21 protein-coding genes are annotated in these 22,008 nt (G+C 65.0%); 16 read left to right on the forward strand and 5 right to left on the reverse strand.

Features of this window, described 5'->3' with window-relative positions; translation table 11 throughout:
• Window positions 1-56: 56 nt before the first annotated feature.
• Window positions 57-962: a phosphoserine phosphatase SerB gene (gene serB / locus QA649_RS14615; RefSeq protein ID WP_283024798.1), complete on the reverse strand. Its 906-nt coding sequence runs from the start codon at window positions 960-962 to the stop codon at window positions 57-59.
• Window positions 963-973: 11 nt separating this feature from the next.
• On the opposite strand from serB, the gene miaA reads away from it, so the two are divergent.
• The 9 genes from miaA to QA649_RS14660 all read left to right on the forward strand — a co-directional run bounded on the left by miaA (window position 974) and on the right by QA649_RS14660 (window position 10,394).
• Window positions 974-1,930, forward strand: coding sequence for a tRNA (adenosine(37)-N6)-dimethylallyltransferase MiaA (gene miaA, locus QA649_RS14620; protein ID WP_283024799.1), 957 nt, complete (start codon window positions 974-976; stop codon window positions 1,928-1,930).
• A 434-nt stretch (window positions 1,931-2,364) separates the two neighbouring features.
• Window positions 2,365-4,140 (forward strand): acetolactate synthase 3 large subunit, encoded by a 1,776-nt coding sequence (locus tag QA649_RS14625; RefSeq protein WP_283024800.1) that lies wholly within the window; start codon window positions 2,365-2,367, stop codon window positions 4,138-4,140.
• 4 nt (window positions 4,141-4,144) lie between these two features.
• Window positions 4,145-5,116, forward strand: coding sequence for a threonine dehydratase (locus QA649_RS14630; RefSeq protein WP_283024801.1), 972 nt, complete (start codon window positions 4,145-4,147; stop codon window positions 5,114-5,116).
• A 23-nt stretch (window positions 5,117-5,139) separates the two neighbouring features.
• Window positions 5,140-5,682, forward strand: coding sequence for an acetolactate synthase small subunit (ilvN, locus tag QA649_RS14635; RefSeq protein WP_018640841.1), 543 nt, complete (start codon window positions 5,140-5,142; stop codon window positions 5,680-5,682).
• 3 nt (window positions 5,683-5,685) lie between these two features.
• Window positions 5,686-6,381 (forward strand): class I SAM-dependent methyltransferase, encoded by a 696-nt coding sequence (locus tag QA649_RS14640; protein WP_283024802.1) that lies wholly within the window; start codon window positions 5,686-5,688, stop codon window positions 6,379-6,381.
• A gap of 49 nt (window positions 6,382-6,430) precedes the next feature.
• A complete protein-coding gene (locus tag QA649_RS14645; protein WP_283024803.1) occupies window positions 6,431-7,306 on the forward strand; it encodes an EamA family transporter in 876 nt (291 codons plus the stop codon).
• A gap of 7 nt (window positions 7,307-7,313) precedes the next feature.
• Window positions 7,314-7,916, forward strand: coding sequence for a LysE family translocator (locus tag QA649_RS14650; protein WP_283024804.1), 603 nt, complete (start codon window positions 7,314-7,316; stop codon window positions 7,914-7,916).
• 133 nt (window positions 7,917-8,049) lie between these two features.
• Window positions 8,050-9,069, forward strand: a complete 1,020-nt coding sequence (gene ilvC / locus QA649_RS14655) for a ketol-acid reductoisomerase (RefSeq protein ID WP_060735242.1) — start codon at window positions 8,050-8,052, stop codon at window positions 9,067-9,069.
• Between the two features lie 473 nt (window positions 9,070-9,542).
• A complete protein-coding gene (locus tag QA649_RS14660; RefSeq protein WP_283024805.1) occupies window positions 9,543-10,394 on the forward strand; it encodes an SDR family oxidoreductase in 852 nt (283 codons plus the stop codon).
• A gap of 7 nt (window positions 10,395-10,401) precedes the next feature.
• On the opposite strand, the gene QA649_RS14665 is transcribed toward QA649_RS14660, so the two are convergent.
• Complete coding sequence (locus tag QA649_RS14665; protein WP_283024806.1) at window positions 10,402-11,022, reverse strand: hypothetical protein; 621 nt, start codon at window positions 11,020-11,022, stop codon at window positions 10,402-10,404.
• Between the two features lie 106 nt (window positions 11,023-11,128).
• Here QA649_RS14665 and QA649_RS14670 point away from each other — a divergent pair, with 106 nt between their 5' ends.
• Window positions 11,129-11,782: a TetR/AcrR family transcriptional regulator gene (locus QA649_RS14670; RefSeq protein ID WP_283024807.1), complete on the forward strand. Its 654-nt coding sequence runs from the start codon at window positions 11,129-11,131 to the stop codon at window positions 11,780-11,782.
• Window positions 11,783-11,981: 199 nt separating this feature from the next.
• Window positions 11,982-13,694, forward strand: a complete 1,713-nt coding sequence (locus QA649_RS14675; protein WP_283024808.1) for a sulfatase-like hydrolase/transferase — start codon at window positions 11,982-11,984, stop codon at window positions 13,692-13,694.
• Window positions 13,695-13,844: 150 nt separating this feature from the next.
• Here QA649_RS14675 and QA649_RS14680 read toward each other — a convergent pair whose 3' ends face one another.
• Both QA649_RS14680 and QA649_RS14685 read right to left on the reverse strand, forming a co-directional pair.
• A complete protein-coding gene (locus tag QA649_RS14680) occupies window positions 13,845-15,404 on the reverse strand; it encodes a glycine betaine ABC transporter substrate-binding protein (protein ID WP_283024809.1) in 1,560 nt (519 codons plus the stop codon).
• Window positions 15,401-16,183 (reverse strand): ATP-binding cassette domain-containing protein, encoded by a 783-nt coding sequence (locus tag QA649_RS14685; protein ID WP_283024810.1) that lies wholly within the window; start codon window positions 16,181-16,183, stop codon window positions 15,401-15,403. The genes QA649_RS14680 and QA649_RS14685 overlap by 4 nt, the downstream gene beginning before the upstream one ends.
• A gap of 279 nt (window positions 16,184-16,462) precedes the next feature.
• Here QA649_RS14685 and QA649_RS14690 point away from each other — a divergent pair, with 279 nt between their 5' ends.
• Both QA649_RS14690 and QA649_RS14695 read left to right on the forward strand, forming a co-directional pair.
• Window positions 16,463-17,281: an ABC transporter ATP-binding protein gene (locus QA649_RS14690; RefSeq protein WP_283024811.1), complete on the forward strand. Its 819-nt coding sequence runs from the start codon at window positions 16,463-16,465 to the stop codon at window positions 17,279-17,281.
• A complete protein-coding gene (locus QA649_RS14695; RefSeq protein ID WP_283024812.1) occupies window positions 17,281-18,069 on the forward strand; it encodes an ABC transporter permease in 789 nt (262 codons plus the stop codon). Before QA649_RS14690 ends, QA649_RS14695 begins: the two co-directional genes overlap by 1 nt.
• Window positions 18,070-18,242: 173 nt before the next feature.
• On the opposite strand, the gene QA649_RS14700 is transcribed toward QA649_RS14695, so the two are convergent.
• The gene (locus QA649_RS14700) at window positions 18,243-18,692 is read right to left on the reverse strand and encodes a cupin domain-containing protein (protein ID WP_283024813.1); all 450 of its coding nucleotides are present in this window, start codon (window positions 18,690-18,692) and stop codon (window positions 18,243-18,245) included.
• Between the two features lie 138 nt (window positions 18,693-18,830).
• Between QA649_RS14700 and QA649_RS14705 the strand changes: the two genes are divergently transcribed.
• The 3 genes from QA649_RS14705 to QA649_RS14715 all read left to right on the forward strand — a co-directional run bounded on the left by QA649_RS14705 (window position 18,831) and on the right by QA649_RS14715 (window position 21,997).
• Complete coding sequence (locus QA649_RS14705; RefSeq protein ID WP_283024814.1) at window positions 18,831-19,856, forward strand: ABC transporter substrate-binding protein; 1,026 nt, start codon at window positions 18,831-18,833, stop codon at window positions 19,854-19,856.
• Between the two features lie 28 nt (window positions 19,857-19,884).
• On the forward strand, window positions 19,885-20,592 hold the full coding sequence (locus QA649_RS14710; protein ID WP_283024815.1) for an NUDIX hydrolase: 708 nt from the start codon (window positions 19,885-19,887) through the stop codon (window positions 20,590-20,592).
• A gap of 94 nt (window positions 20,593-20,686) precedes the next feature.
• Window positions 20,687-21,997 carry an ABC transporter substrate-binding protein gene (locus QA649_RS14715; protein ID WP_283024816.1) on the forward strand — a complete coding sequence of 437 codons (1,311 nt, stop codon included), beginning with the start codon at window positions 20,687-20,689 and terminating at the stop codon, window positions 21,995-21,997.
• Window positions 21,998-22,008: the final 11 nt, after the last annotated feature.

The raw sequence follows: 22,008 nt of genomic DNA on the forward strand, positions 1-22,008 counted from the left end.
GCCTTTGCCCACCCTACAGCTGCTGAGCGCGTGGTGAGCGCTGACGACAGGAGAGGCTACCCCTCCACGAACTCGTCCCGCCGATAACCCTGCGCATAGAGCAGCGCGGTGAGATCGCCGTGATCGATCCGCGCCGCTGCGGCCGCTGCCACCGCCGGCTTGGCGTGGTAGGCCACGCCGAGCCCCGCCGCCTGGATCATCGCGAGATCATTGGCGCCATCGCCGACCACGACCGATTCGACGTCGTCGATATCGAACGACTCCATCAGATCCACCAGCGTTGCGAGCTTGGCGGCGCGGCCCAAAATCGGCTCCTTCACCTCGCCGGTGAACTTGCCGTCGCGCACGACCAGTTCGTTGGCGCGGTTCTCCTGGAAGCCGATCTTGGCGGCGACGGCGCTCGTGAACAGCGTGAAGCCGCCGGAGACGAGGCAGGTATAGGCGCCGTGCGCGCGCATGGTCGCGACCAGCGCACGGCCGCCCGGCGTCAGCGTGATGCGCTTGTCCAGCACCTCGTCGACGACATTGGCGGGAAGCCCCTTCAGCAGCGCGACGCGCTCGCGCAGCGCCGGCTCGAACTCGATCTCGCCGCGCATTGCTCGTTCGGTAATGGCGGCGACATGGGCCTTCATCCCGACCAGGTCAGCGAGCTCGTCGATGCATTCCTGGCCGATCATGGTGGAATCCATGTCCGCGAGAAAAAGCTTCTTGCGCCGGAAGCCGGCAGGCTGCACGACGATGTCGATGGGCAGGTCGCCGCGAAGCTCGCGCAACCGCTGCTCGATGGCGTGCCGGTCGGCTTCGAGGTTACTGTCGGCGCCGAAGGGGATGTCGACCGCAACCCCGTCGAACAGCCAGTGCGCGGGAGCTGCCTGAGGCAGCACGGCGCGGGCGCCGTCGACGATGGTGGAGTCGAGCGCGGGGTTGTCAGGATTGCAGATCAGCGTGGCGACGAGGGACATTTGAGGTTTTCGTGAGCGAGGAGCAGGTCAGCGGAAGGCCTATTGGCAAGGCGGTGCTTATCGCAGGCCCTACCGCCAGCGGCAAGTCGGCGCTGGCGCTCGAACTTGCCCTCAGCGCGAGCGGCACCGTCATCAACGCGGATTCCATGCAGGTCTATCGCGACCTCCGCATCATCACGGCTCGTCCGACCCATGGCGATGAGGCGCGCGTTCCGCATCGCCTCTACGGCCATGTCGATGCGGCCGTCAATTTCTCGGCCGGGGCCTGGGTTGCCGACGCAGCGAAGGCGCTCGAGGAGGCGCGGGCCGAAGGCCGGCTGCCGATCTTCATCGGCGGCACCGGGCTCTATTTCAAGGCGCTGACGGCCGGCCTTTCCGTGGTGCCGCCAATCCCCGCCGATCTGCGCGAGGACGTGCGGGCGCGGCTGGAGCGGAACGGCGTCGAGGCGCTGCATGCGGAACTCGCGGCCCGCGATCCGCGTGCGGCCGAGCGCTTGAACCTGCGCGACCGCACCCGCATCGCGCGCGCGCTCGAAGTGGTCGAGGCGACCGGGCGCTCGCTGCTGGATTGGCACCATGAGGGCCAGCCGCCGCTGCTGCCGAAAGATAGTTTTCGCGCGGTATTCCTCGCCCCCGAGCGCGACGACCTCTATGCCCGCATCGACGCCCGCTTCGATGCCATGCTGGGTGCCGGGGCCCTGAGGGAGGTCGAGCGGCTCGCCGCCCGCGGTCTTGATCCGCTGCTGCCGGCGATGAAGGCCCACGGCGTGCCGGCCCTGATCCGGCATCTGCGCGGAGAGCTCAGCCTTGAGGAGGCCGCCACGATCGGCCGCGCCGACACCCGCCACTACGCCAAGCGCCAGTTCACCTGGTTCCGGCACCAATTGCCGGAATTCGAATGGGTGAGGCCGGAGGAGGCGAGGGGATGGCTCGCCGCGATCGTCAGCGCGGCCGGGGACGAGATGTGACTGTGCACCCTGCACAGTCATTCCGGGGCTCGCGAAAGCGAGAACCCGGAATCTCGAGATTCCGGGTCTGGTCCCGCGGACCATCCCGGAATGACGGCGAGCACTGACGCGCATTTGTGCCGGGTTCCCGAATTTACCGCTCGCCGAACCACGGGAACGCCGCTACACTGCCAAAATCGCGCGGGAACGGCCGCATTGCCTTGACATCCGGGCTTTGGCCGCTATGTTTCGCGCAACCTTTGGGAAGCCGGGCGCCTGCCATGCGTAACATTATTACCAAACTCCTTATCGCCGTCGTACCCAGGCACACCGCCGGGGATGGCTAGCTGCCATCCACAAGACAGGCGGTGTGCAGGGTCCCTCTTCGGGGCCTTTTTTATTTCCCGAACCAGACTGAACGAAGCCGCTGACAACAGCGCATCCGGAGCAAGCCAATGAGCGACAAGAGCCACGATCCGAACCAGATGACCGGCGCCGCGATGATCGTCCGCGCGCTCATCGATCACGGCGTGACCGACATTTTCGGCTATCCCGGCGGCGCGGTGCTTCCGATCTATGACGAGATCTTCCAGCAGAGCGAGGTCCAGCACATCCTCGTCCGCCACGAGCAGGGCGCGGGCCACGCTGCCGAAGGCTATGCGCGTTCGACCGGCAAGCCCGGCGTTGCGCTGGTGACCTCCGGACCCGGCGCCACCAACATGGTGACGCCGTTGACCGACGCCCTGATGGACTCGATCCCGCTGGTCTGCATCTCCGGCCAGGTGCCGACGCATCTGATCGGCAACGACGCTTTCCAGGAATGCGACACCGTCGGCATCACGCGTCCCTGCACCAAGCACAACTGGCTCGTGCGCGACGTCAACGACCTCGCGAAAGTCCTGCATGAGGCCTTCTATGTCGCGACCTCGGGTCGTCCCGGCCCGGTGCTGGTCGACGTGCCCAAGGACGTGCAGTTCGCGACCGGCACCTACCATCCGCCGCGCAAGTCCGACGTGCACCGCTCCTACGCGCCGCGCGTGAAGGGCGATGCGACGCAGATCCGTAAAGCGGTTGCGCTGCTCGCGAACGCCAAGCGTCCCGTGATCTACAGCGGTGGCGGCGTGATCAACTCCGGCCCCGAGGCGACCAGGCTGCTGCGCGAACTGGTCGAGGTCACCGGTTTCCCGATCACCTCCACGCTGATGGGCCTCGGCGCCTATCCGGCCTCGGGCAAGAACTGGCTCGGCATGCTCGGCATGCACGGCACCTACGAGGCCAACATGACGATGCATGATTGCGACGTCATGCTGTGCGTCGGCGCGCGCTTCGATGACCGTATCACCGGCCGCGTCGATGCGTTCTCGCCCGGCTCGAAGAAGATCCACATCGACATCGATCCGTCCTCGATCAACAAGAACATCCGCGTCGACGTGCCGATCATCGGCGACTGCGGCAACATCCTCGGCGACATCCTCCAGGTGTTCAAGGCGGAGGCGAAGAAGCCCGACATCAAGTCGTGGTGGCAGCAGATCGCGCAGTGGCGCGCCCGCAACTCGCTCTATTACAAGAAGAGCAACGACGTCATCCTGCCGCAGCACGCGATCCAGAGCCTGTTCGAGGCGACGCGCGGCAAGGATACTTACATCACGACGGAAGTCGGCCAGCACCAGATGTGGGCGGCGCAGTTCTTCGGCTTCGAGGAGCCGCATCGCTGGATGACGTCGGGCGGTCTCGGCACCATGGGCTACGGCCTGCCGGCCGCGGTCGGCGTGCAGGTGGCGCACCCGGACAGCCTCGTCATCGACATCGCGGGCGACGCCTCGGTGCAGATGACGATGCAGGAGATGTCGACGGCGGTGCAGTACGAGCTGCCGATCAAGATCTTCATCCTCAACAACCAGTACATGGGCATGGTGCGCCAGTGGCAGCAACTGCTGCACGGCAACCGCCTGTCGCATTCCTATTCCGAGGCGCTGCCGGATTTCGTCAAGCTCGCGGAAGCCTATGGCGCCGTCGGCCTCCAGGTGCACAAGCCGGGCGATCTCGATGGCGCGATCCAGGAGATGATCTCGGTCAAGCGCCCGGTGTTGTTCGACTGCCGCGTCGCCGCGCTCGAAAACTGCTTCCCGATGATTCCCTCCGGCAAGGCGCATAACGAGATGCTGTTGCCGGAGCAGGCCAACGACGAAGCCACCGCCAAGGCGTTCGCCGGCGGCAAGGCGCTGGTGTGAGCCCATGTTCGACCTGAGGGAGCTCGAGCGCGCACATGCGATCGTGGGGCAGGCGGTGCCGGCAACGCCGGCGCGCGGCTGGCCGCTGCTCGCTGAACGCCTCGGCACCGAGGTCGTGGTCAAGCACGAGAACCACACGCCGATCGGCGCCTTCAAGGTGCGCGGCGGGCTCGTCTATCTCGACCGGCTGAAGCGCGAGCGGCCGAACACGCCGGGCATCATCTCGGCGACGCGCGGCAATCACGGTCAGAGCCTGGCCTTTGCCGCGAGCCGCCACGGCGTGCGGGCGGTGATTTATGTGCCGAGCGGCAATTCGGTCGAGAAGAACCGCGCGATGAAGGCCTTTGGTGCCGAGCTCGTCGAGCACGGCGAGGACTTTCAGGCGGCACGCGAGGAAGCCGAGCGCCGCGCGCAGTTCGCCGGGCTCCACATGGTGCCGTCGTTTCATCCGGACCTCGTGCTGGGTGTCGCGACCTACGCACTGGAGCTGTTCAGATCCGCGCCCGATCTCGACATCCTCTATGTGCCGATCGGGCAGGGCTCCGGCATCTGCGGCTGCATCATGGCGCGCGACCTGCTCGGCCTGAAGACCGAGATCGTCGGCGTGCAGTCGACGGAAGCGCCGTCCTATGCGCTGTCGTTCGCGGCCGGCAGGATCGTGACGACCGAGACCAGCAACACGCGCGCCGACGGCATGGCGACGCGCATCCCCGACGAGGATGCGTTCGCGCTGATCCGCAAGGGCGCCTCGCGCATCGTAGAGGTCACCGACGACGAGGTCGCCGCCGCGATCCGCGCCTACTGGACCGACACCCACAATCTCGCCGAAGGCGCCGGCGCCGCCGCGCTGGCCGCGGCGCTGCAGGAAAAGAGCAAGCTGATGGGCAAGCGCGTCGGTCTCGTGCTGTCCGGCGGCAATATCGATTTCGATCTGTTCCGCCGTTGGGTCGGGACGGACGCGCCAGCGATGGCGTGACGGAGAGACAAGAGGGGACGACAATGAACCAGCCCGCATCCGCTTATTTCATCGAGGACCGCCACGATCCCAACGAGACGCACACGCTTGCGGTGCTCGTGCAGAACGAGCCGGGCGTGCTTGCGCGCGTCATCGGCCTGTTCTCGGGTCGCGGCTACAACATCGAGAGCCTCACGGTCTCCGAGACCGAGGCCCAGAAACACCTGTCGCGCATCACCATCGTCACGACGGGCACGCCGATGGTGATCGCGCAGATCAAGAACCAGCTCGATCGCATGATCCCGGTCTACCAGGTCGTCGACATGACCCAGACCAAGCGTTCGATCGAGCGCGAGCTCGCGATGGTGAAGGTGCGCGGGCAGGGCGAGCATCGGGTCGAGGCGCTCAGGCTGGCGGACGCGTTCCGCGCCCGCGTGATCGACGCTACCACCGAGAGCTTTGTGTTCGAGATCACAGGCAATACGGACAAGATCAATCAATATATCGACCTGATGCGCCCGCTCGGCCTTGTCGAGGTGTCGCGCACGGGTGTTGCCGCGATCGGTCGCGGGCCTGAAGGGATGTGAGCCATGTTGGCGCGCGACTGGTACTACAACGAGCGGAACCGGATGGGGATCGAGCCCGCGGTGGCGTCGATCTACGACAACCATGACGATGCCGATCTGCAGGCGCGCGCCGCGCTGAAAATGCTCGGGGTCCAGCGCGGTTGGCGCATCGCCGACATCGGCTGCGGCAACGGCGTGCTCGCCACCGAAGCGGCGCTGATGGGCGCCGAGGTCGACGCCATCGACATTTCGCCGGCGATGCTGGCGCTCGCCGAGATCTACGCACGCGACCGCAAGGCGCCCGTGCGCACCCAGTCCGCCGGCCTGCTCAGCTTCGCCTATCGGCCGGAATCCTATGACCTCATCGTCAGCGAGTTCACGCTGCACCATCTGCCGGATTTTTGGAAGGCGGTGGCGATGTCGCGGATCTATCGCGCACTGAAGCCGGGTGCGAGCTTCTACTTGCGCGACATCGTCTATGCGTCGATGCCTGACGCCGTCGAGCGGGACGTCGAGCAATGGGCCGACTTCCAGATCAAGAACCACGATTTCTCGCGCGAGGGCGTGGTGACGCATATGCGCGACGAATATTCCACCTTCGGCTGGGTGATGGAGCGGATGCTGACCGACGTCGGCTTCACGCTGGTCTCGGCCGACTACCACGCGCCGATGCACGGCACGTATCTGCTGCGAAAACCGAAAGCCGGCGAGCAAGGCTAGACCAGAACAACAAAAAGGGCTGCACGACAAAGCAGAACCGGAAACAACAATGAAGCCGGCCGACATCCTCATCGCCGTCATGGTGGCGATCATCTGGGGGCTTGCCTTCGTGGCAAGCCGGATCGCGCTCGACGAGCTGTCGCCGGAGCTGATGACGGCACTGCGCTTTACCATCGCCGCGGTGCCGTGCCTGTTCATCCGCAAGCCGAAGGTCGCCTGGTCGCTGCTGATCGCGATCAGCTTCACGCTGTTCCTCGGTCAGTTCCTGTCCCAGGCCTACGGCATCGCCCACGGCGTGCCGGTGGGCCTGACCAGCGTCGTCGTGCAGAGCCAGGCGCTGTTCACGATCGGTTTTGCCGCGTTTGCGTTCGGCGAGCGGCCGACGCCGATGCAGACGCTGGGCATCGTCGTTGCTGCGATCGGCCTGCTGATGATCTGCGGCACCGTCGGCTATGATTTCAGCGTTGCCGCCTTTGCGGTGCTGATGATCTCGCCGCTCAGCTTTGCCGTCGGCAATCTGCTGCTGCGCGGCGCCCGCGGCGTGCCGATGTTCGACCTGTTTGCCTGGCTGTGCCTCGCCTCGGCGGTGCCGCTGTTCGTGCTGGCGCTGATCGCCAACGGACCGGCGTCGACCTGGATGTCGCTGACGCATATGTCGCTCGCATCGGCGCTCTGCATGCTGATGCTCGGCGGCATTCCCACCAGCATCGCCTATTGGCTGTGGGGCCGCCTCTTGCGCGACTACCCCGCGGCCCAGGTGGTGCCGTTCGCGCTGTTGGTGCCGTTCGTCGGCTCCGCCGCCTCCAGCATCGTGTTCGGCGAACGGTTCGGCCCGTTGCGCCTCGCCGGCATGCTGACCGTGATCGGCGGCATCGCCGTGATGGTGCTGGCGAAGCGCCCGCAAGTCCTGCCGAAGACCGCATGAGGTGAGCATGGCCTACTCGCTGTTCTATGCCTTCCTCGCCTTCATGGTCGTGATGTACTTCACGCCCGGGCCGAACAACATCATGCTGCTGTCCTCGGGCCTGACCTATGGCTTCCGCCGCACCATCCCGCACATCGTCGGCATCGTCATCGGCTTTGCCTTCATGGTCGCCACCGTCGGCCTCGGGCTCGGCACCGTGTTCCTGGCCTATCCGATCCTCCAGACCATTCTGAAATATGCCGGTGCGGTCTACCTGATCTATCTTGCCGCCGTGATCGCCATGTCCGGTCCGACCAAGCCGGGCCAGGAAGATGGTCGCGGTCCGATGACCTTCTGGGGCGCGGCCATGTTCCAGTGGATCAACGCCAAGGGCTGGGTGATCGTGATCGGCACCATCACCGCCTACGCGGCGATTGCCCAGTTTCCCATCAACATCGTGATCCAGACCCTGATCAGCCTGCTCGTCGGCACGGTCTCGACCGTGGTCTGGGCGCTGTTCGGCACCGCACTGCGGCCGGTCCTGACCTCCGAGCGGCTGGTTCGCGCCTTCAATATCCTGATGGCGATCCTGCTGCTGGCCTCCCTCTACCCCGTTTTCATGGATGCATGATGTCGCGGATTTCCATGCAGAAACGGGTTTCCCTCAGGGCTGAAAATGCTCTAGACAGCCCCCGAAATCCGCAAATTTCACCCTTCGGACACTGACCATCGGCCGATTTCGGCCCTGAACGAGGAAACGACCTATGCGTGTTTATTACGATCGCGACGCCGACCTGAACCTGATCAAGGGCAAGAAGGTCGCCATCGTCGGCTACGGTAGCCAGGGCCACGCCCATGCGCTCAACCTGAAGGATTCCGGCGTCAAGGAAGTCGCCATTGCACTGCGCAAGGACTCGGGCTCGGTCAAGAAGGCGGAAGCCGCCGGCTTCAAGGTGATGGAAGTCGCCGAAGCCGCCAAATGGGCTGACCTCGTCATGATGCTGACCCCGGACGAACTCCAGGGCGACATCTATCGTGAGCACCTGCACGACAACATGAAGAAGGGCGCCGCCCTCGTGTTCGCGCACGGCCTCAACGTCCACTTCAACCTGCTCGATCCGCGCGCCGACCTCGACGTTCTCATGATCGCGCCGAAGGGCCCCGGCCACACCGTGCGCTCGGAGTATCAGCGCGGCGGCGGCGTGCCCTGCCTGATCGCGATCGCCAAGGACGTCTCGGGCAACGCCCATGACCTCGGCCTGTCCTACGCCTCGGCTGTCGGCGGTGGCCGCGCCGGCATCATCGAGACCACCTTCAAGGAAGAGTGCGAGACTGACCTGTTCGGCGAGCAGGTGGTGCTCTGCGGCGGTCTGGTCGAGCTGATCAAGGGCGGTTACGAGACCCTGGTCGAAGCCGGCTACGCGCCCGAGATGGCCTATTTCGAGTGCCTGCACGAAGTGAAGCTGATCGTCGACCTGATCTATGAAGGCGGCATCGCCAACATGAACTACTCGATCTCCAACACTGCCGAGTACGGCGAGTATGTCACCGGTCCGCGCATCATCACGGACGAGACCAAGAAGGAGATGCGCAAGGTTCTGGCCGACATCCAGGGCGGCAAGTTCGCCCGCGACTGGATGCTCGAGAACAAGGTCAACCAGACCTCGTTCAAGGCGACCCGCGCCAAGCTCGCCGCGCACCCGATCGAGGAAGTCGGCGCGAAGCTGCGCGACATGATGCCCTGGATCAAGAAGGGCGCATTGGTCGACAAGAGCAAGAACTGACGGTACCGCCGTCATTCCGGGTTCGCGCGAACGCGCACCCCGGTTTGGCGAGCGAAGAGCAAGCTTCGCTCGCCAAACCAAATCTTAAAACCTTCGCGGGTATGGTGGAGCGAGATCGCAGACAGCGGTCTCGCTCTTTCCTTCTCGCGCGAAGCATTGCTGCTTCATTCAAATTCTTCGCGAGTTGATGTGCTCCTTGAGCACGAAGAACTGACGCTTAAACCACATTCTTGGCATCGCGTCGTTTTCAGAACTTTTTTAGAAGTCCGGGTTCGTCAAAAGCCGTGCGTCTTCAGGGCGAAGGATTCGGCTCTTTATCCGCTTGTTTAAGGCGCCTTCGACCTCGTGTCGCGACGTTCGCACGCCGCTTCATCTTAAGAACCGACACTGGCCGTACCTTCTTGAGCGTTGGACGGCATTGCGCGACCGTGCCTTCCTCCTACATGATCGCGGGAACTCGAGGGGAGGGGGCCATGCGATCCGTCGTCATCACCGGCGCGTCCACCGGCATCGGCTGGGCCGTTGCAAAGTATCTGGTCGGGCGTGGCTATCGCGTTTTCGGCAGTGTCCGAAAGCAGGCCGATGCCGATCGGCTCAAGGGGGAGTTTGGTCCGAACTTCACCCCGCTCCTGTTCGACGTCACCGACGAGGCTGCAGTCCTGGCTGCAGCGCGAAAAGTCCGCGAGACGCTGGGCGGGGAGACGCTGGCTGGCCTCGTCAACAATGCCGGCATTGCGGTCGCTGGTCCCGTGCTCGAATTGTCGGCGGATGATTTCCGCCGCCAGATGGACATCAACGTCATCGGGCCCGTGATCGCGACACAGGCGTTCGGGCCGCTGCTCGGCGCCGATCCCTCGCTGAAGGGGCCGAAGGGCCGGATCGTGATGATCAGCTCGGTCGCAGGCAAGAACGGCAATCCGCTGTCGGCGCCTTACTGCACTTCCAAGCATGCCGTCGAGGGCTTGTCGGAAAGCCTGCGCCGCGAGCTGATGCTGTTCGGCATCGACGTCATCATCGTCGCCCCCGGCGCGGTCAAGACGCCGATCTGGAGCAAGGCCGAACAGATCGATCTCTCCGTCTACAAGAACTCGCCCTATCTGCCCGCGCTGAACAAGGTCATGGCGTTCATGATGGAGCTTGGCGCCAAGGGCCTGCCGGCCGAGCGCATCGCCGAGATCGTGTTCGAGGCGCTGACGGCGGCGAGCCCCAAGGTGCGCTACCAGATCACGCCGGATCCGCTGCGCCACCTGATCGGCGCCGTGCTGCCGAAGCGGACTGTCGATCGCATCATCGCCAAGCGGCTCGGGCTGCTGCCGCAAGGGTGACCGTCGTTCAGCTCGCCTCGGCTGTCCGTCCGCGCGGATGGGCGGCCATCGCGATCAGCCGCAGGGCCATCACGATGAGCAGCGGAATGAGGAAGGCGGCGTAAAGCGGCATCGCCGGCACACGCTTGCCGAACGACACCATGAACTGGATCCAGAGGTAATAGCCGCCCACAAGGTGCAGCGCGCGAAAGGCGCGCGGCCCAAGCAGCGCGGTGGTTCGGTCGAACGAGGTCGCGCTCATGACAACGATAACGGCATAGCCGATGCCGCCAAAGATGTAGGAGGCCACTGAGGTGGCCTCGGCGAAGCCGGCTGGATCCATTCTGGCGAAGGCGACGATGGCAGCCGCATGGATGGCGTGCGAGGCGGCGAAGCTGAGGCCGAGATAGCGGCGGTTGCGACGCTGCCAGCGCGTCCAGGCATTCGGCCACAGCCGCGCCAGCGCTGCGGCACTGAAGGCGAGGCAGAACAGCGTGAGCGAGCTTCGCGCCGTGAAGCGGATCACCATCCGCACGCCCTCGACCTCGAAGTGCCGCATCGCCGCGATCCATAGGCTGAGTGTGATCAGGCTCACGACGAGCGCGGCCAGCAGCCGCCAGCCTTCCAGCCAGCCTTGACGTTGCGACATGGCGATCTCCTTCTTTATGTAATCATTGATTACATTTGGGGATCGCGCATCCGTCAATGGTGTAATCGCTGCTTACATTCACGATGGGGTGATGCTAGAAGGCGCCATGCCCGCCCGTCCGACCTCCAAGCCGCGCGCCCGCCGCCAGATATCTGAAGCCCGGCCCTATCACCACGGGGACCTCCGCCGTGTGTTGATCGATGCTGCGTTGCAGCTCGCATCGGAAGGCGCCGAAGTCTCGGTACGTGAGGCCGCGCGCCGGGCCGCAGTGTCCCCGGGGGCGCCGTTCCGGCACTTCCCCAACCGCGATGCGCTGATGGCGGCGGCGGCCGGGGAGGCGCAGCGGCGCTTCCGGACCGAGATCGAGGCGGCGCTGGCCGAGGCTCCGGCCGCCGATCCGCTTCTGCGCTTCCGCGCCTTTGGCCTCGCCTATTTGCGCTGGGCCATGCGCAACCCCGCGCATTTCGAGATCATCTCGACGGGGCGTTACTTCGCCCATGGCAGCTCGGCGGAGCTGACGCGTGACAACGCCGAGCTGATCGCGCTGACGGAGCAGATGCTGGCTGACGCGGCCGCGCAGGGCCTGGTGCGGTCGGCCGACCTCAAGCGCATCCAGATCGCCGGCCGCGCCCTGGTCTACGGTTTCGCGCGGATGAACCTCGACGGCCATTTTCCGCGCTGGGACGTCGAGGAAGGTGAGATCGAGCGGATGGCGGAAGGGGTGATCGACCTGTTCATCGCCGGGATCGCGAAGCGCTGAGGGGATAAGGCGGACGGCACTTCGCCACCCACCACCATTAAGCGAAGGTCGGACCGCTGCGCACGTTGCCTGTTCTTGACTGTTCCGTTACAATTTTATGACACGGTGCAGGTTTCCGGCTGCGCCGGACGCCCTAGCCGTCTTGGGACCGGCCAGACGGCTTTGCATACCCGCGCCGGACCAGAGTTGCGTGCCGTCGATGGCGTCCGCGCCGAATCCAGGTCCTTCTGCCACAACCGCCGTGCTGGCGAGCGTCGCTGCGCTCGGCATCTGGCGGCTGCTCGCGGTCGCAGCGCCGCATCTGGCCGCGCTCGCGCTGATGTACGAGACCGAGACCGATTTCGGGTCGCGGTTCTCGTTCGCTCTTGCCTGGGGCATCCTCAACTTCTTCTGGATCACGCTGTTGCGCCGGCCGGCGCTGTCGGGCGCGCTGTCGCTGACCATGGTCGTCGTGCTGGTGCTGCTGTCGCGGCTCAAGCATGACGTCGTGCAGATGACGGTCAACTTCATCGACCTGATGATGATCGACCGCGACACCGTCGCGTTCCTGTTCACGATCTTCCCGAACTTGCGCTGGTCGGTGATCCTGGCCGGTCTCGTCACGCTGCCGCTGATGTATGCGCTGTGGTGGCTCGATCCGTTCCGCATCCGCCGCCTGCCGGCGCTCGCCTGCAAGCTCGCCTGCCTCGCCGCGCTGGTCGGCTATTCGCTCTATCATCCGGATGAGGCCTGGCGCGGCTATTACGACGACGGCTATCTCTCGAAATTCTTCCGCTCCGGCGTCAGTTCGGTCTCCGACTTCATCCAATATGGTTTCATGGAGTCCGCGGCCGCGACCAACGAGCAGCTCAACATGCCGCTGGTCGATGCCTGTCATCCTGCCGGCCGCCGGCCGAACATCATCATGATCCATGATGAATCCAGCTTCGACATCCGTGCCGCGCAGGGCATCAAGGTGCCGCCGCGGTATGGCGATCATTTCAAGTCGTGGGACGGCAAGCAGCGCACCTTCCTCGCCGAGAGCAATGGCGGGCCGAGCTGGTTCACCGAATACAACGTGCTCGCAGGGCTCTCCTCGCGCTCGTTCGGCCGCTTCGCCTATTTCGTGACGCGCATCGCCTCGAACCGGGTCGAGCGCGGCCTGCCGCTGGCGCTACGCCGCTGCGGCTATGACACGATGTCGCTCTATCCCGCCTATGGCGGCTTCATGGGCGCACGCAGCTTCCAGATGACGACCGGCATCGAGCGCTTCCTCGATTCGAAGGATCTCGGCGCCAAGGACGTCGAGCCCGACAGCTTCTTCTACGACAAGGCGCTCCAGTTGATGGGCCAGCAGCCGCCGAACAAGCCGCTGTTCACCTTCATCTATCTCGGCGCCAATCATTTCCCCTGGGAGACGCGCTTCCGCCCGGACCTGCTGCCGAACTGGCGCGCGCCGGGCAATGTGGCGTCCATCGACGAATATCTGCGCCGGCAGGCGATGAGCGCCGAGCAGTACAAGGCGTTCGTCGCGGGGCTGAAGAAGAATTTTCCCGGCGAGCCCTTCCTGATCGTGCGCTATGGCGATCACCAGCCCGAATTTGCGCCGAACCTGCTCGAGCCCGGGCTCGACGAGGGCGCGATCGGCAAGAAGCTCGACGCCTACGATCCGCGCCTCTACGCGACCTATTACGCGATCGACGCCGTCAATTTTGAGCCGGTGAAAAGCGATGCCGTGATGGACACGGTCGACGGCCCCTACCTGCCGCTGGTGATCCAGGAAGCCGCCGGCATCCCGCTCGATCCGTCCTTCGCCGAGCAGAAGGCGATCATGCTCCGCTGCAAGGGCTTCTTCTACGGTTGCAAGGACGGCGCGGAAGCGCGGCGGCTGAACCGGCTGCTGATCAATGCGGGGATGATCCGGGGATTGTAGCCTCTGCCGGGATCGTGGACGCAACTCCTCGACCGTTACCCTGAGGTGCTCACCAAGCGGCGCAAGATCGTAGGGTGGGCAAAGCGAAGCGTGCCCACCGACCGTGGGCACGGCGCTTGCGCGCCTTTGCCGACCCTACGAAATCCCGGCCTACTGCTTGCCGACCTTGTCCCACAGCCACCTCGCCACCGCATCCGGCGACGAATTCGCGTCATTGCCGCTGGCGCGCAAATTCGCCTCGCGCATGGTGGCGATGTCGATCCTTCCGAGCAGCGGCTTGAGCGCCGCCTGCAATCGCTCGTCGCCGGCGCGCTTCGGCGCCAGCAGCAGGATGGCGTCATAGGGCGGGATCGCGTGCTTGGGATCGTCGAGCGTGACGAGGTCGTATTTCGCGATCAAGCCGTCGCTGGTGTAGCCGGCGATGACGTCGACCTCGCCGCTGGCGACCGCCGCATACATGAAGTCCGGCTGCATCTGGCGCTGGGCGCGGAACTGCAGCCCATAGGCCTTTTGCAGCGCCGCCCATTCGGGACGCGAGAAGAATTCGTAGTCGCCGGCAATCGACAGCGTCGCGGCATGCGCGGTGAGGTCGGCGATGGTACGGATGCCGAGCGCCTCGGCGCGCTTCGTCGGCATCACCAGCGCATAGGCATTCTCGAAGCCGAGCTCGCCAAGCAGGGTGATGTTGTCCTTCGCGAGCGCCGTCTTCAGTTCCGCCACCAGTTCTGCGCGTGGCTTGATGTCGGTACGATGCAGCTGGTTGGCCCACAGCGTGCCGGAATAATCGACATAGAGATCGACGTCGCCGGCCTTCAGCGCCTCGAAGATCACGCTGGAACCGAGGCCCGACCGCGCCGTGGCCGAAAGGCCCGCCGCCTGGAGGCGATCCCTCATCAACGCCGACAGCACATATTGCTCGGCGAAGGTTTTTGCGCCGACGACGTAGCCCTGCGATGAGCGGCCCATCGTCGGCACCAGCGTTGCGGCGACCAGCGCCGCGATTCCGACCGCGCCGAGCCCGCTGCGCAAGCGGTTGCGGCGGCGCAGGCCGCTCTCGATCAGGCCGAGCAGCTGGTCAACCGCGAGCGCGAGCAGGGCCGAGGCAACGCAGCCGAACAGCACGAACACCCAGTTCTGGGTCTGGAGTCCGGCGAAGATGTAATTGCCGAGGCTGGTCTGCCCGATCGGCGTCGAGAGCGTCGCGGTGCCGATCACCCACACCGCGGCGGTGCGGATGCCCGCCATCATCACCGGCAGGGCCAGCGGCAGCTCGACCATGACAAGCGATTGCCGTGCGGTCATGCCGACGCCTTTCGCGGCTTCGATCAGCGCGGGATCGATGCCGTTGAGGCCGGTGATGCCGTTGCGCAGCACCGGCAGCATCGAATAGAGCGCCAGCGCCAGCATCGCCGGCAGGAAACCGAAGGCCGAGAAGGAAACGCCGAACCAGGCGAGCGTGACCGAGGCCGCCAGCAGCAGCAGCGGATAGAACAGCGCGAGCAGCGCAAGCCCGGGCACGGTTTGCACGATGCTGGCGAGCGCGAGCAGGATGCCGCGCGGCGCCGGACGGTTGCGTGTCAGGATCGCCAGCGGCAGGCTGACGGCGAGGCCAAGCGCGAGCGCGGCGAGGCTCACCCGCACATGGTTGCCGAGATAATCGGGCAGATGTGACAGCGCCTCGCCCCAGCGCGGATCGGTGAAGAGGCTCATGCGGCGCCGCTCTTCGGCAGTAGCGCGTTCAGCCGCTCGACCTGGCGCCGCGGCGTGCGCAGCAGCTCGAGCACGTAGTCGTCGCTGCTGCGCGAGAGCTCTGCGGGCGTGCCCTGCGCCAGCACTTTTCCGCCGCGCATCACTGCAATACGATCGGCGAGCAGGATCGCCTCGGTCATGTCATGCGTGATCATGACGGTGGTCAGGCCGAGCCTGCGGTGAAGCGTGAGATAGTCGTCACCGAGCGTATCGCGGGTGAGGGGATCGAGCGCGCCGAACGGCTCGTCCATCAGTACGATGCGGGGTTTTGCCGCGAGCGCGCGCGCCACGCCGACGCGCTGGCGCTGGCCGCCGGAGAGTGTCTCGGGCAGACGGTCGCGATGCGACGCGCGGTCGAGCTGCACGAGCTCCAGCAGCTCGTCGACTCGGCTTGTGATTGCCGCGGCCGGTTCGCCCAGCAGTTTTGGCGTGATGCCGATATTGTCGGCGACGCTCAAGTGAGGAAACAGCCCGCCACTCTGGAAGACGTAGCCGATCCGGCGCCGCAGCGCGACCGGATCGACATTCCGCACGTCCTCGCCCTCGACGGTGATGGTGCCGCTATCGGCCTCGATCAACCGGTTGGCGAGCCGAAGCAGCGTTGTCTTGCCCGAGCCGGACCCGCCCACGACGGCCAGAAATTCGCCCTCCGCAATGTCGAGCGACACATCGTCCACAGCCCTAAGGGAGCCGAAGCTCTTGGTCACCTTTTGGTAGCTGATCGCCAGCTTGGAAGGCATCGCGGGTGGGCTCGCTTTTCTCTTACCCTTCCCTGGAGGGGAGGGTCGATCGCGCGCAGCGCGAGCGGGGTGGGGTGATCTGTCCACTCGGGTACTGTTCGAGGTGGAGAGACCGTCACCCCACCCCGTCTCACATTTCGCTGCGCTCATGTGAGCCGACCCTCCCCCTCCAGGGGAGGGTAAGAGCACGGCAAGTCCCCATGCGTAGCACGCTTGGCGGCTTGATTGAACTTGGCCGCGCGAGAGGCTAAGGCATCGGCCTGAGTTCGGAGGAAACACATGACAACGCCCACGGCAGTGGCGCTGGAAGATGCCAAGGTCGCATTCCGGCTGGGGGACGGCCGGGTCTATACGGCGGTGGAGAAGGCGCATCTTGCGGTCGCGCAGGGCGAGTTCGTCGCCATCGTCGGCCCGACCGGCTGCGGGAAATCGACGCTGCTCAATGTCGCCGCGGGCCTGCTCAAGCCGGCCGCCGGCAGCGTCAGGATATTCGACCTGCCGCTGACGGGGCTGAACCGGGAGGCCGGCTATTTGTTCCAGGCCGACGCGCTGTTCCCCTGGAAGACCGCGCTCGACAACGTCGCGATCGGGCTCGAGATCAAGGGCACGCCACGCAGCGAGTCGCTGCCGCAGGCGCAAAAATGGCTGACCTCCGTGGGCCTCGGCGCCTTCGCGAACCGTTATCCGCACATGCTCTCCGGCGGCCAGCGCAAGCGCGTGGCGCTGGCGCAGGTGCTGATCCGCGATCCCAAGATCCTGCTGATGGACGAGCCGTTCGGGCCGCTCGATGCGCAGACGCGACAGGTCATGGGCAATCTGCTGCTCGACTTGTGGAACGCCGATCGCAAGGCCGTGCTGTTCGTGACCCATGATCTGGAAGAGGCAATCGCACTCGCCGACCGCGTCGTGATCATGTCGGCGGGGCCGTCCTCGCGCATCATCGGCGACTGGCGCGTCAGCTTGCCGCGCCCGCGCGACATCTTCGAGGTGCGCCTCGACAAGGAGTTCCATGCGCTCCATCGCGAGATCTGGAGCGTGCTGAAGGACGAGGTGATGAAGGGCTACGCGCAGTCCACTCACGCGGTGGAGGCGGTCTGATGTCGCGTCCGACGCTGTTTGCGCTGCAGGTCCTGGTCGCGGTCGTGTGCATCGTGCTGTGGCAGGTGCTGTCGACCGTCCCCGTGTTCGGCAAGATCCTGCTACCGCCGTTCTTTTTCTCCAATCCGCTCGACGTGTTCAGCCAGATCGTGAAATGGTTCGCCTCCGGCGTGATCTGGAAGCATCTCGGCATCACGCTGGCGGAATCGATCCTCGCCTTCGTGATCGGATCGCTCGGCGGCGTGCTGGTCGGCTTCTGGTTTGCGCGCCAGCCGCTGGTCGCCGCGGTGTTCGACCCCTACGTCAAGATGGTCAACGCACTGCCGCGCGTGGTGCTGGCGCCGATCTTCGCGCTGTGGCTCGGGCTCGGCATCTGGTCCAAGGTCGCGCTCGGCGTGACGCTGGTGTTCTTCATCGTGTTCTTCAACGTCTATCAGGGCGTGAAGGAGGTCAGCCGCACGGTGCTCGACAACGGCCGCATGCTCGGCATGAGCGAGCGGCAGCTGATGCAGCACGTCTACTGGCCGTCGGCATTGTCGTGGATGTTCTCCTCGCTGCACACCTCGGTCGGCTTCGCCGTGGTCGGCGCGGTCGTCGGCGAATATCTGGGATCGGCCGCAGGGCTCGGCTATCTGATCCAGCAGGCCGAGGGCGTGTTCGACGTCGCCGGTGTGTTCGCCGGCATGTTCGTGCTGTCGGCCTTCGTCATCCTGATCGATTACGGCGTGACGCTGGTCGAGCGGCGCCTGCTGGTCTGGCGGCCGACGGCGGCGGATGGGCGGGGTTAGGCGATGAAATTGGTTTCTGATTGCGAGCCACATGCTGGCTGCGCTCCCTCTCCCGCTTGCGGGGGAGGGTTGGGGTAGGGGTGCCTCCGCGGGCGAGAGCCCCCAAGAGGAGAGAACCCTCACCCGGCGCTTCGCGCCGACCTCTCCCGCAAGCGGGAGAGGTGAAGGCGAGCTCAGTCCAGCAGCTTCGTATCATCCGGCGCCTGCGGCGGCGTCTTGATGGCGATCGCCTTGACCTGGCCGCTGATCGGCTTGGTACCGCCATGCGGCGTACCCTTCGGAATGATGACGAGGTCGCCCGGCTTGACCGTGACCTCCTTGTCGCCGAGCCAGATCGTTCCGGTCCCGTCCAGGATGTACTGGATCTCGTTGGTGTTGGGATGCATGTGCTTGGGCACATTGCCGACCTGGATCGAGATGGTGGCGCCGTCGGCGCTCGCGAACATTTTCGAGCGGAAGCCGACATTGTTGGCGGGGCCGAGCGCATCGCCCTCCATCTCGCCGGTGTGGATGAGCTGTGCGGTGATGTTCTCGGCGGCCAGCGCCGGCCGGAGCAACTGGTTTGCGCCGCATCCGGCGGCAAAGGCGGCGGCGAGCGACAGCCCGGCAACAAGGCGATTCATGGATCATTCTCCCCATCAGGAATTGTTCTTGTTCAGCCATGCTATTGCGCCGAAGGGCCGATGGCCAGCCCACTTAGGCAGTGCTTCTCAAGCCAGTCCCGCTGCTTTATGGTGCCGCCGGCCGAACGGAGGAAACCAATGAAGAACACGATTGCCAAGCTTGCCGGCGCGCTGCTCGCGCTGACGCTCACCACCTCGCTTGCCGCAGCCCAAAGCAAGGTCACCGTCGCGGTCGGCGGTGGGGCCTGCCTGTGCTACCTGCCGACGGTGCTGGCCAAGCAGCTCGGCGAGTACGAGAAGGCCGGCCTCAATGTCGAGCTGGTCGACCTCAAGGGCGGCTCGGACGCGCTCAAGGCCGTGCTCGGCGGCAGCGCCGACGTCGTCTCCGGCTATTTCGACCATTGCGTCAACCTCGCCGCCAAGAAGCAGGAGCTGCAGGCCTTCGTGGTCTATGACCGCTATCCCGGTCTCGTGCTGGTAGTCGCGCCCTCGCGCACCAATGACATCAAGTCGGTCAAGGATCTCGCCGGCAAGAAGGTCGGCGTCAGTGCGCCCGGCTCCTCCACCGACTTCTTCCTCAAATATATGCTGAAGAAGAACGGGCTCGATCCCACCAGCGCGGCCGTGATCGGCGTCGGCCTCGGCGCCACCGCGGTCGCGGCGATGGAGCAGGGGCAGATCGATGCGGCCGTGATGCTCGATCCATCCGTGACCGTGCTCCAGGGCAGCCACAAGGATCTGCGTATCCTCAGCGACACCCGCACCCAGAAGGATACGCTCGAGACGTTTGGCGGCGAATATCCTGGTGGCGCGCTGTACTCGACGGTGGCCTGGGTCAACGGCCACGAGAAGGAGACGCAGGCGCTGACCAACGCGATCCTGGCGACGCTCGCCTGGATCCATTCGCACTCGCCCGAGGAGATCATGGCGAAGATGCCGGAGGAGATGGTCGGCAAGAACAAGGACCTCTATCTCGCCGCGCTGAAGAACACGATTCCGATGTTCTCCGAGACCGGCAAGATGGACCCGAAGGGTGCCGACGCCGTGCTTGCGGTGTTCAGCGTCGGCTCGCCCGAGGTGGCGAACGCCAAAATCGACGTCAGCAAGACCTTCACCAACAAATTCGTCGATCAGGCCAAGAAGACCACGGGGAGCGCCAAATAGCTGACGCGAAGGCGTGGTACCAGGCGTCATGACGTCACCACCGGTCATTCATCGCGTCACGACGCTTGATCTTGCAGTACGGCCGATCGTCTGGTCGTTCGCGGAGGAACGGCGCGCCGAGATCGCGGCGCATTTCGCCGAGAAGCAGCGTGAGCGGCCGAAGATCTGGAACGGCCGCGTCCTGCTCGGGCGCGATGCCGTGTTCAGCGACGGCCATCTTGCCGCGACCTATTTCGAGACCGATTTCGCAAGCTTCCTCGCCTGGCGCGACTGGGGCTTTCCCGACAAGGCCGTGTTCAACGGCTTTGGCATGGGCGCGTTGCGCGCCTCCGACGGCGCCTTCGTCATGGGCGAGATGGCGCCCCACACCGCCAATGCGGGCCGCATCTATTTCCCCTCGGGCACACCGGATCTCGACGATGTCAGGGACGGCACGCTCGACATCCCCGGCAGCGTCGTCCGCGAACTCGGCGAGGAGACCGGCCTGACCGCGGCCGACTACCGGGTCGAGCCGGGCTGGCATTGCGTCGTCACCGGTCCTTCGATTGCAATGCTGCAGGTCATCAACCTGGATGTGCCGGGCGATGTGGCCCGCGCCCGGATCGAAGCCAATCTTGCACGCGAGCCCGAGCCGGAACTGTCGGCCATTCATCTCGTGCGCGGGATGAGCGATCTCACGCCGGCCATGCCGCGATTTGTCACGGCCTTCGTCGAGCAGCAGTTCGCCTCGCGCTGAGCGCGAGGCTTGACATCGCCGCGCGCAGCCCATGTGATGGGCGAAAAAGCAAAAGCAAGAAGAATGCAATGCACAATCGTCCAGGGAGGTTTAGATGCGCCTGCGCATGGCTGCCCGCTTGGTACGTGGGCTGGTGGTCGCGATCGCCGCGACGGGCTTGGCGGCTTCGGCCGAAGCTCAAGAGAAAAAGATCAAGATCGGCGTCGTTTTCGACCTGACCGGGCCTCTCGCGGGCGGCGGCTCTGAGCTGAACTATGTCGGCACCAAGATCATCCTCGACCATTTCGCCAAGTCTGGCGTCGAGGGCTACAAGATCGAAGCGGTCTACGCCGACGCGCAGAGCAAGCCCGACATCGCCATCAATGAATCCGTTCGCCTGCTCGAGCAGGAGAAGGTCGACATGGTGCTCGGCTTCTTCTCCTCGGCGCAATGCGTGCCGGTGGCGGCCCGCGTCGAGCAGCTCAAGAAGTTCATGTGGATGACGACCTGCATCTCGTCGGCCGTGTTCAACGAGAAGGGCTACAAATACGTCTTCCGCCCGCAGGCGAGCGGCGACCAGTTCGGCATGATGACGATGGATTTCATCGCGCAGAATGCCAGCGCGAAGCTCGGCAAGGAGCCGAAGGACCTGCGGGTCGCCATCATCCACGAGGACGGCGCCTATGGCGTCGATGTCTCCAAGGGGAACGAGGCCGGCGCGAAGAAGGCGGGCTTCAACGTCGTGCTGAAGGAAGGCTATTCGGCCACCGCGCCGGATTTGTCGGCGCTGGTGACCAAGCTGAAGCGCGCCAAGCCCGATGTGATCTTCCACACCGGTTACAATCCAGACATCACCTTGCTGCTGCGGCAGGCCCGCGAGCAGGGCCTGAAATTCGCTGCGCTGATGGGGCATGGCGCCGGCTATGGCGTCTACGAGAAGCTGAAGGAGGGCATGGGCGCGGATGCGACCTACATCTTCAACGCCGATCCGATCTCGATCTGGCTCTCCAATCAGAAGACCATGGATCCTAAACTTCCGCCGGTCATCAAGATGGTCGGCGAGGAGTTCGACAGGATCAAGCCCGGGGTCGCCATCCGCTCGGCACATGTCGGCATCGGCGCGTCAAACACCTATGTGTTCATGAGCGACGTGCTGCCGCGCGCGATCAAGAAATATGGTGGGGTCGATCCCGACGCGCTGCGCAAGGCTGCGCTCGATACCGACATCCCCGAAGGCGGCACCATGCTCGGCTTCGGCGTCAAGTTCTACGGCGAGGGCACGCCGATGGCGGGCCAGAACGAGCGCTCGTTCCCGGTCGTGATCCAGTATCTCGACGACAAGTCCCATGTGGTGTGGCCCAAGAGTCAGGCGCAGCGCGAGGCCGTGCTGCCGCTGCCCAAGGGCACCACCTACAGCAACCAGTAGCGGAGTGCTCC

The organism is Bradyrhizobium sp. CB1717 (assembly GCF_029714325.1).
Classification (GTDB): Bacteria; Pseudomonadota; Alphaproteobacteria; order Rhizobiales; family Xanthobacteraceae; genus Bradyrhizobium.